The sequence below is a fragment of the Sphaerochaeta sp. UBA5849 genome, assembly GCA_002432715.1.
GTDB lineage: Bacteria > Spirochaetota > Spirochaetia > Sphaerochaetales > Sphaerochaetaceae > Sphaerochaeta.
In genome coordinates this window covers 1-8,616 of record DJGJ01000046.1, presented here as the reverse complement: position 1 = coordinate 8,616, position 8,616 = coordinate 1, and the positions used below count along the sequence as shown (strand labels likewise).

General features: G+C 48.6%; 11 protein-coding genes. 8 read left to right on the top strand and 3 right to left on the bottom strand.

All coding sequences use genetic code 11. The features are described 5' to 3' along the window. A partial coding sequence (locus tag B3K89_RS07880) for an SLC13 family permease (RefSeq protein ID WP_293890886.1) occupies positions 1 to 511 on the top strand: 511 nt, incomplete at its 5' end. A gap of 19 nt (positions 512 to 530) precedes the next feature. After that, positions 531 to 1,271 (top strand): SDR family NAD(P)-dependent oxidoreductase, encoded by a 741-nt coding sequence (locus B3K89_RS07875; RefSeq protein WP_293890888.1) that lies wholly within the window; start codon positions 531 to 533, stop codon positions 1,269 to 1,271. On the opposite strand, the gene B3K89_RS07870 is transcribed toward B3K89_RS07875, so the two are convergent. Beyond that, positions 1,256 to 1,948 (bottom strand): GntR family transcriptional regulator, encoded by a 693-nt coding sequence (locus B3K89_RS07870; protein WP_293890890.1) that lies wholly within the window; start codon positions 1,946 to 1,948, stop codon positions 1,256 to 1,258. The two genes, B3K89_RS07875 and B3K89_RS07870, sit on opposite strands and share 16 nt — an antisense overlap. Before the next feature lie 218 nt (positions 1,949 to 2,166). On the opposite strand from B3K89_RS07870, the gene B3K89_RS07865 reads away from it, so the two are divergent. Genes B3K89_RS07865 through B3K89_RS07855 form a run of 3 tightly spaced genes read left to right on the top strand, consistent with a single transcriptional unit; the run spans position 2,167 to position 4,504 of the window. Continuing rightward, positions 2,167 to 3,093: an ABC transporter substrate-binding protein gene (locus B3K89_RS07865; RefSeq protein ID WP_345907237.1), complete on the top strand. Its 927-nt coding sequence runs from the start codon at positions 2,167 to 2,169 to the stop codon at positions 3,091 to 3,093. Next, positions 3,093 to 3,779, top strand: coding sequence for an ABC transporter ATP-binding protein (locus B3K89_RS07860; protein WP_293890898.1), 687 nt, complete (start codon positions 3,093 to 3,095; stop codon positions 3,777 to 3,779). Before B3K89_RS07865 ends, B3K89_RS07860 begins: the two co-directional genes overlap by 1 nt. Then, complete coding sequence (locus tag B3K89_RS07855; RefSeq protein ID WP_293890901.1) at positions 3,776 to 4,504, top strand: ABC transporter permease; 729 nt, start codon at positions 3,776 to 3,778, stop codon at positions 4,502 to 4,504. Before B3K89_RS07860 ends, B3K89_RS07855 begins: the two co-directional genes overlap by 4 nt. Before the next feature lie 69 nt (positions 4,505 to 4,573). On the opposite strand, the gene B3K89_RS07850 is transcribed toward B3K89_RS07855, so the two are convergent. Next, the gene (locus tag B3K89_RS07850) at positions 4,574 to 5,152 is read right to left on the bottom strand and encodes an NADPH-dependent FMN reductase (RefSeq protein WP_293890904.1); all 579 of its coding nucleotides are present in this window, start codon (positions 5,150 to 5,152) and stop codon (positions 4,574 to 4,576) included. A 158-nt stretch (positions 5,153 to 5,310) separates the two neighbouring features. Between B3K89_RS07850 and B3K89_RS07845 the strand changes: the two genes are divergently transcribed. The 3 genes from B3K89_RS07845 (at position 5,311) to B3K89_RS07835 (ending at position 7,925) form a co-directional block, all read left to right on the top strand. Next, positions 5,311 to 5,742, top strand: a complete 432-nt coding sequence (locus B3K89_RS07845) for a hypothetical protein (RefSeq protein ID WP_293890907.1) — start codon at positions 5,311 to 5,313, stop codon at positions 5,740 to 5,742. A gap of 466 nt (positions 5,743 to 6,208) precedes the next feature. Continuing rightward, the gene (locus B3K89_RS07840) at positions 6,209 to 6,973 is read left to right on the top strand and encodes a type IV toxin-antitoxin system AbiEi family antitoxin domain-containing protein (RefSeq protein WP_293890910.1); all 765 of its coding nucleotides are present in this window, start codon (positions 6,209 to 6,211) and stop codon (positions 6,971 to 6,973) included. Beyond that, entirely contained in the window at positions 6,960 to 7,925 is a 966-nt protein-coding gene (locus B3K89_RS07835; RefSeq protein WP_293890913.1) for a nucleotidyl transferase AbiEii/AbiGii toxin family protein, read from the top strand. The genes B3K89_RS07840 and B3K89_RS07835 overlap by 14 nt, the downstream gene beginning before the upstream one ends. Positions 7,926 to 7,983: 58 nt before the next feature. Here B3K89_RS07835 and B3K89_RS07830 read toward each other — a convergent pair whose 3' ends face one another. Then, positions 7,984 to 8,322: a hypothetical protein gene (locus B3K89_RS07830; protein WP_293890916.1), complete on the bottom strand. Its 339-nt coding sequence runs from the start codon at positions 8,320 to 8,322 to the stop codon at positions 7,984 to 7,986. Between the last annotated feature and the right edge of the window lie 294 nt (positions 8,323 to 8,616).

Here is an 8,616-nt window from a genome sequence, read left to right as displayed (position 1 = left end):
TGAGTTGGACTTCCTCAAAATTGCCAAGACACTCGGAGACACGGTCATCGATGTCGGGGCGATTATGTTCATCATCGCCCTCTCTGGTATTTTCGGATATGGGATTCCTCTGGAAAACATCCCCAAACTGCTTACGGATGCAATATTGGGTATTTCCCAAAACAAATATCTGGTCATGCTCATCATCCTCGGGATTTTAGTCATTCTTGGCATGTTCATGGATGGGTCGGTGATCATCCTGTTGTTCACCCCGATCTTCCTTCCTTTGGCGAAGGCAGTCAATATTGATCCGGTCCACTTCGGCATCCTGCTCTGCACCATTATCACGATGGGAAACATGACACCGCCGGTGGGCTTGGCTATGTATGCAGTCTGTCAGATACTCGATATTTCAGTGACCGACTACATCAAGGATATGTGGGCGTTTCTGTTCACCGTCATTGTGTTGGTGGTGATCCTGATGTTCTTCCCCAGACTTGTTTTATTCCTGCCGAACTTGTTGTTCGGATAAATCGTAAGGAGAATCGACTATGAAATTGGATGGAAAACTTGCTGTCGTCACCGGAGCAGCCCGAGGTATAGGAAGAGAGATTGCGATCCGCTTTGCAAAGGAGGGTGCTGCAGTGGTCCTGGTTGATGTACGTATTCCTACTGAGACCGAGCAACTGATACAAAGCTTTAACCCAAATGTGTTGTCCGCCGTTGTTGACATCGCCGATGTTGAGGCTGTCGAGCGTCTGGTCCAAAAGGTTCATGCTTGGAAAGGTCCCGTTGATATTTTGGTGAACAATGCCGGAATAATCACAAGGGAAGGAATCCTCGACTTGAGTCCACAGCAGTGGCGCAAGGTTATCGACGTCAACGTGAACGGAACGTTCTATATGTGCAAGGCGTTTCTGCCCGATATGGTGGCCAAACGCTGCGGGAAAATCGTCAATGTAACGTCCATAGCGGGAAAGATCGGCGACATCACCGCCAGCCCTGCATACGGTACCTCCAAAGGTGCTGTCAATACCTTCACCCGTTCACTTGCCCGCCAGTTGGCAGAGTACGGCATCACGGTCAATGCCGTGGCGCCCCATGCCATTGAGACGGACATGAGTGCTGAATGGTCGGAGGAGAAACGAAGAAATGTGGTCTCTTCCATTCCCCTCAAGCGAATGGGGACATCCAGCGAGGTGGCCGCTGCAGTACTTTTCTTGGCCTCTGATGAGGCTTCCTTCATCACCGGGGAAACGCTGAACGTCAACGGTGGTTACTTGATGGATTGAGATTCTCCATCACCGGCAAGAAAAGCACCGCTGAGAATGTTTTTCTTGCTGGTATGCAGATGTTTTTCTATGATTTGCAGCGCAGCGGGTGAATGATGTTCCAAGGCATTGAGGAGATCGATATGATCTTGGAACGTCTGTGAGTAGTCCGGCTTGATTCCAATATCATACATATACTTCATATTCAGGTGCAGGTTCAACTCTTTGTAGGACCGATGTATGAACTCATTGTCACACAGAGAGCAGAGCATGAGATGGTATTGGCAGTCGAATTTTATATACGTATGGAGGTCCTCTTGCGCCAAAGCTTCGGCCATTGATGAAGTGAGGGCCTTCAAGGGTTCCAACCTCTCTTTCTCAATGGTTTCATACACGCTCTTTACGGAATAAACTTCCAATAACTCCCTCATCGCAATTGCAGAGAGGATGGTTTTCTTGGTCGGCGTCCTGAGCAAGCACATGCTTCTGGGCCTGATTTCCACCAACCCATCGATTTCCAACCGCTTCAGGGCCTCCCGGATCGGCATCATGCTGACATCGAGTTCCTTGGCCAGTTGCTTGGTACTCAGGGTATCTCCATAATTGAATCGGCCACCGATGATGGAATCACATAGATACTGATAGACTTGCTCCGCCAAACTCCGTTTATCAATTACGGCAACCTGTTCCTGCTTCATATGGCTCCCTGATACTCAAAATTTTATCTTAAATCTAGTATATCAGAATTTGAAATCGTTTTACAATGCACAAAAAGGTGAGAGGACAATCCGTAACCCGGCACTCTGCAGGGCTCGATTGTTACCAAAGCTTTCAGACTCCTTGATAACTTCCTTCCTGCATTGAATCAGCATATTCGGCTATGGTAGAGTATGTTGATTCACTGATGAGGCCCCGAATGTTTAAGAAGTTTTTGCTTGTCCTTTTCATCGCGACACTTTTGGTTTTCCCCGGCTGCAGGAAATCCGAACAGCAATCAATGGCGAACGTTGCCATTCCCTCCCTGACAGTGGGCATGATGAGCGCCGTCGATGCCGCCCCCTTCTATGTAGCGCTTGAGAAGGGATATTTCAAGGAGGCCGGGGTCGATGTAGAGCTTATGCTCTTCACGAACGGACAGAATCGCCAGACGGCCTTGCAGACAGGCCAGGTCGATGGGGCCATGACCGACCTTGTCGCCCTCATCACCCAGACAGCTGGTGACTTCAAACTCATCGGGACCCTCTCCACCGATGGAGACTTCCCTCTTCTAGCGAAGCCGGGCTTGCAGGAGAAACAAGCCGTTTCGGCTGGAACGATGGAGATCAGCGTGACAAACTACCTCATCGACAAGTACCTGGGGCCGGACCATACCGTTTCCAAGGTGTATATCAATGAGATTCCCGCCCGCCTGGAGGCGGTGGTCTCAGGCCGCCTCGATGTCGGCATTTTCCCCGAGCCCTTCGCTTCCATCGGGGCTCTGAGAGGCTTGGAGAAACTCTTCTATCCAGGCATTCCTTCCGAGAGCCTGAATATCATCGCCTTTACCGAGAAGGCGGCCAAGGAAAAAAGTGAGGCGTTGAAGCGCTTCCATAGCGCCTACGCAAAGGCTGTGAAGGCCATCAAGGAGGACGAGAGTCTTGCCCGCGAAGCCCTCATGAAGTACATCCCGAATCTTCCATCCGAGATCCGGGATTCGATTCACCTGCCCGACTTTCAGACTCCCAGGCTTCCCAGCACCTCCTTCATGCAGGAGATCATGGCTTGGACTGAGTCGGTGACCAACCAACGATATGAGTTCTCCCCTGCCGGCATGCTCGATGCCCGCTTCATCGAGGGCTTGTAATGCTGAGTATTCAGGATGCCCGGCTGCTCTACGGCTCGAAGGTCGCGTTCTCAGGCTTCTCGCTGGAAGTGCAAAAGGGCGAAATGGTAAGCATCATCGGCAAAAGCGGCTGCGGCAAGACCAGTCTGCTCTACGCAATAGCCTCCCTGCTGCCTCTGAATGGGGGGGCCATCACCACAGAGGGTGAGTGCGCGATCATGTTCCAGCAGGACCGCCTGCTGCCGTACAAGCGGGCAATCGACAATGTGCTGCTCGGCCTTCCCAAGCAGATGAGGGGCGAGGCAGAGGCGTTGCTTGCTTTGGTGGGCCTTAAGGAGAAGATGTCCAGTTATCCCAAACAGCTCAGCGGCGGGGAGAGGCAGCGTGTCGCCCTCGCCCGCAGCTTGATCCGCAAACCCGGCCTCCTTCTGCTGGATGAACCCTTTGCTTCCTTGGATGAACAGACGAGGGAGAGGCTGCAGGATGAGGTGAAAGCCTATGTGAAAGCCAACAACATCACCTTGGTGCTTGTCACCCACAGCATAGCCGAGGCGGTTTTCATGGGTTCGCGCATCGTGGTGATGACAGAGGAAGGCATCGTCTTTGAGACAACGAATCCTTATCATGAGCTCTCTGATCTGCGCATAAAGAAAGAAGCCTTTGAATTGCAGAGAATCTTGCGTTCCCGGTTGGGAGGCAGCCGATGAAGTACCTGCGTGGCTTTCTGGCTGTGATCATCACATGGTACCTTATGGCCCTGGTGATGCAGGCCCCGATCATACCCTACCCGCATGCAGTCTTGTTGCATCTGGTTTTCAGCATGCAGACCGCCAAGCCGTACCTGCACCTGCTCCTCTCCCTCTACCGGATTGCCATGGGGATGGCCCTGGCCTTGTTCTTCGCCATTCCCACCGGCATGCTTGCCGGTCGGACACAGAAGCTCGACCAGCTCATTTCGCCGGTGCTCTACCTGCTCTATCCCCTGCCCAAGATTGCATTCCTTCCGGTCTTCATGGTGCTTTTCGGCATCGGGGACTTGTCCAAGATCATGCTCATAGCCGTAATCATATTCTTTCCGGCCTCTGTAACCATCCGTGACGGGGTGAAGGAAATCTCTGTGCAATACCTGGAGCTTGCCCAGGCATACCATCTCACGCAAACCCAAATCCTGAGGGATATTCTTTGGCCTTTCATCCTGCCGCGGATTTTCTCATCGCTGCGCATCACCTTGGGCATTTCGCTTTCGGTGCTCTTCATCAGTGAGAACTATGCAGCCACCTACGGTCTTGGGTATTACATCATGAACAACTGGGTGATGGCCCAGTATGTCGGCATGTACGCAGGAATCGTCCTTCTGAGCCTGCTAGGCTTGACCCTGTATGTCGCCCTCGACGGCCTTGAGCGCTTGGTAATTCCAAGTGAAACACGTTGAACAGTAAAAGAGGAAGAAGCCGACGGCCTCTTCCTCCCAACGTTTATTCAGTTACTGGATATCGATATATTACTTGCTCTCGCGGGCACTCTTCAGCGCATGCGCCCACCAGGAGAGCTGATCGAGCATGCTGTTGACCTGGGGCTCAAGATTGGGAACGTCCTTGATCTGCTTCTGTCCGTTTATGATCGGATAGAAGTCATTTCCCATAATCAGGACCGACTGCCTCACCGGCGCCATCTGAAGTTCGACACAGATGTCACGGAGGTGCTGCACCGCACGTGCACCGCCGGCCGAGCCATAGGAGAAGTATGCCGCTGCTTTGCGGTTCCATTCAGGATATGCGTAGTCAAGGGCGTTCTTCAAAGCTGCGGTGATGCTGTTGTTGTATTCAGCGGTGACGAAAATGAATCCGTCCAGGCTGGCAATCTTTTTCTGCCATTCCCGGGCAACCTCATTGGTCGAGGGAACGTAGGCGTTTGAGCTGACCTCATCGAAGAAGGGCATGGGATAGTCGCGAAGGTCGACGATTTCAAAGGCTAGGTCGGTGCGCTTCTTTGCAATCGATGCTACGTATTCTGCTGCCTGCTGTCCAACTCTTGCGGCTCTGGTACTGCTTATAATAATTCCAATCTTTGGTACATTCATGTTCTTACTCCTTAACAATGTTGCATTGCTATATATGTAGCTTACAATTTTATTTTGCAATCGTCAAGCATTTTGGTATGAATTATCGTTGCCCGTTGCCACGTGCTTTACTCTACACCTCCGTGAGAGTACACTGATGCAAAACAAGGAGTCCTGACATGGCAAAAGATCCCAAGGCATCACTACAGGTTGTTGCGTCGAAGAACGTAATGCAAATTCTCATCGCCCTGCTTTTTGTGGCGATGGGCATCATCGGATTCACTTCGGGACGCGGGTTGGGAAGCCAGATATCCCGCGAGCTCTCCAACATGTTCGGCGGGGATAACGAGCTGCTGCTCTATGTCATATCCACCTTGCAGCTGATCAGCGGTCTGTTTCTGGGTGCCCGGCTTTTCACCAAACTCATTCCCGACAAAATCACCAAGCTTGCCTATACGGCCATCCTGATCTTCTGGGTCGCCCTGATTGTCATCCTCGATGTCCTCACCATCGACTTCGGTCGCATCAGCGGCTCCGATTGGTTCACCTGGATCGAGCAGGTCGTGCTGCACTTGATCGTGCTCTCCGGTATTGTACAGATCCAGATCTGACTTCTCATTGAACAGGGGGCTATGCAACCGGAGAGTATGTATAGCCCTTGCTAATACCAAATGAATGAATTATCAGATGTAAAAGTCTATCTGCCTATGCCAGAGCGTGGATTTCTTTTTTTCCCCGAGTCAGACTCTTTCCAAGATGGTTCCTTCCCCGGGGACAACGTCCATTCGGAAGCTGCAGGATTGCCGAAAGAGTTTCATGTTTCTGGCCCATCCAATAGAGTCGATACGGCTGTCACTGCTCATTCGGGATTGTAATCGACAACCAATAAGGGGAATATACTGAAGCCTTTCGCTGTTCAGAAAGATGCAAAGCAGAGAGGGATGAAAATCCACTTCATAGATGTTGGAATATTCTGATATCAAGAGGTACATATAGAAATGTTTGTAGTTAATATTACACGATAATGTAGATTTTACTACACTTTCGTGCAACAATTCCAATAAAAGGAGGTAATGTATGAAGTACTATCCTGAATTGGTATCTCTTGGATGCTTTAGTCTAGAAAATCTAAAATCCATTACCGGCAGCGATGAGGCCGCGAAAGCTCTTAGCCGGGCATATAGGGGAAAAGGATATATCCAAAGTGTCCGGAAGAATCTCTATGTTGCAATCAGTATGGAGACAGGACAGCCTGTTCCTAACCGCTATGAAATTGCCTCCCATATCAGTGAGGATGCAGTCGTTTCGTACCACAGCGCGTTTGAATATTACGGATATGCGAACCAGGTGTTCTATGACGTATATATAACAAGCCAGAGTCGCTTTCATGATTTTCAATTTGATGGTATTACCTATCGGCGGGTTAGTCCGAAAATCGTCAGTCACATACAACAAGGACCAAAGGGAGTTCGAGTTTCATCACTCGAACGAACTGTCATTGAAAGCATTGAAATGTTTGAGAAAATCGGAGGATTGGAAGAACTGTTACGATGCCTCCAGCTGATTCCTGGATTGGATGAATCACAGCTTCTCTCTTGCTTGGAGGAGTACGACAATGGCTTCTTGTACCAAAAAACAGGGTTAATTCTCTCTGCATTGGCTCAGTCACTTCAATTATCCAGTTCGTTTTTCGAGAATTGCAAGATGCATCTCCCTACCGGGAAGTCTTATCTGTACAACCGATCGAAGGACTTTGTATTCCACAAGGATTGGAACATCTACGCACCTGCTGATGTGCTTAAGCTTATTGCAAAAGGAGTGACAGATTATGATGCAATATGATCGTATGGTATTAGGACGACAAGCACGAGAGTTGGGATTTGTCAGAGATACATTTGAGAAAATATGCCGGTTGGCAGATGTGTTGAAATGGATTCATTCTGACTCATTTTTGGCTGAGTTATTAGCACTCAAGGGAGGAACCGCTCTCAACCTTATGATTCTTGACTTGCCTCGACTCTCTGTTGATATCGATTTGGATTTTTCTCACAATCTCTCACGTGATGAGATGATGAAGTCACGGGAAATTCTTACAGAACGAATAAAAAAGTACACGAGTGCTGCAGGATATACGCTTGGACTCAAGTCAAAAACTTATCATGCTCTGGATTCCTTTGTTTTTGAGTATCAGAATGCTGGGGGCATGAAGGATAATATGAAAATTGAGATTAATTACATGCTTCGCTGCCACATTCTTCCACCAGTAGTAAGAACTATATTGTTACCATGGAGTGAACAGGAACTGGCTACGCTTTGTCTTGATCCGATAGAAATTTATGCTTCAAAAATTGTCGCTATGCTCAATCGCGCGGCGCCAAGAGATTTGTTTGATATATTTATGATGACACAAAAGGGATTTATCAAGAAATCACAAGAACCCTTACTAAGAAAATGTGTGATGTTCTACTGCGCAGTAGGGTCCGACAAGGTGCCAGAACAATTCAACTTCGAGAATACCCTATCGATAACACAACAACGAATCAAAACCGATCTCGTACCAGTTTTACGTCATGGTACATGGTTTGATGCCAAGCAAGCTTATGGAACTGTTGTGGAATTTTTACAAGAGGTCCTTGTACCAACACCCGATGAATTTGCTTTTTGGTCAGCCTTCTCTCGAAAGCATTATGTGCCAGAGCTGCTATTTGATGATCCAATCATTGTAGAAAGGCTAAAAAACCATCCAATGGCAATTTGGAAATGTAGAGACGCTATTGCGATGGATACACAATAGTGAGGAATGTTTCTCATTATGGTTGTTTGGTTGAGACTGAATAGGACTTTTTATACTATCAAGCAAACTGTCGTCCCATCACCTCTTGTATCTGTTCTGGCTGTATGGATACCCGTTTTTTCAGTGTTTGCAGTACCATGGTATAGGCCCGGGCTATAGGAATCTTTGAAAACAGGGCTCCATACCAGAATACGGGAGTCGCTTCAGGTAGGAATCCATAAATAGGGATGTACGATATGCTCGTATTCACGCTTTCGAAGCAGCTTGAACATTGATTGATGAGAGAGTGCACTTGCATCGGCGACAGGTTCATTTTCTGCCTAGCACTGATGGCATTGTGCTTTGTCAGGACATAGATGCCGACCGGGCTGTTTGAAACCATGGCGTTCAATTTCATGAAAGAAGTCTCGGAGCCTACCACACAGACCTGGTCGAATGCATGGTAATATGCCTCTATCCATCGAATCCAGATCCGACTTGATCTCATAGACTACCGCTTTTCCATTGATGAGTATGAAATTTGCAACAGCCTTTCCAACGGGAACCCGGCTCAACGCTGTTGTAGTGCGTACGCTATGCTTTCCAAGCAGCAAGGCATTAAGCAACGTATTTTGATAGATGTACTCATTACTATAAGACTTGGACATCCGGGCATAGAGATTGTGAATAATCTGTAATTCCCACTAAAATT

Bases quoted from the DNA above. Each gene is read 5' to 3' on its own strand.
- B3K89_RS07850 (WP_293890904.1), bottom strand. From the start codon at position 5,152: ATGAATGTACCAAAGATTGGAATTATTATAAGCAGTACCAGAGCCGCA.
- B3K89_RS07875 (WP_293890888.1), top strand. From the start codon at position 531: ATGAAATTGGATGGAAAACTTGCTGTCGTCACCGGAGCAGCCCGAGGT.
- B3K89_RS07840 (WP_293890910.1), top strand. From the start codon at position 6,209: ATGAAGTACTATCCTGAATTGGTATCTCTTGGATGCTTTAGTCTAGAA.
- B3K89_RS07870 (WP_293890890.1), bottom strand. From the start codon at position 1,948: ATGAAGCAGGAACAGGTTGCCGTAATTGATAAACGGAGTTTGGCGGAG.
- B3K89_RS07845 (WP_293890907.1), top strand. From the start codon at position 5,311: ATGGCAAAAGATCCCAAGGCATCACTACAGGTTGTTGCGTCGAAGAAC.
- B3K89_RS07830 (WP_293890916.1), bottom strand. From the start codon at position 8,322: ATGAAATTGAACGCCATGGTTTCAAACAGCCCGGTCGGCATCTATGTC.
- B3K89_RS07865 (WP_345907237.1), top strand. From the start codon at position 2,167: ATGTTTAAGAAGTTTTTGCTTGTCCTTTTCATCGCGACACTTTTGGTT.
- B3K89_RS07860 (WP_293890898.1), top strand. From the start codon at position 3,093: ATGCTGAGTATTCAGGATGCCCGGCTGCTCTACGGCTCGAAGGTCGCG.
- B3K89_RS07835 (WP_293890913.1), top strand. From the start codon at position 6,960: ATGATGCAATATGATCGTATGGTATTAGGACGACAAGCACGAGAGTTG.
- B3K89_RS07855 (WP_293890901.1), top strand. From the start codon at position 3,776: ATGAAGTACCTGCGTGGCTTTCTGGCTGTGATCATCACATGGTACCTT.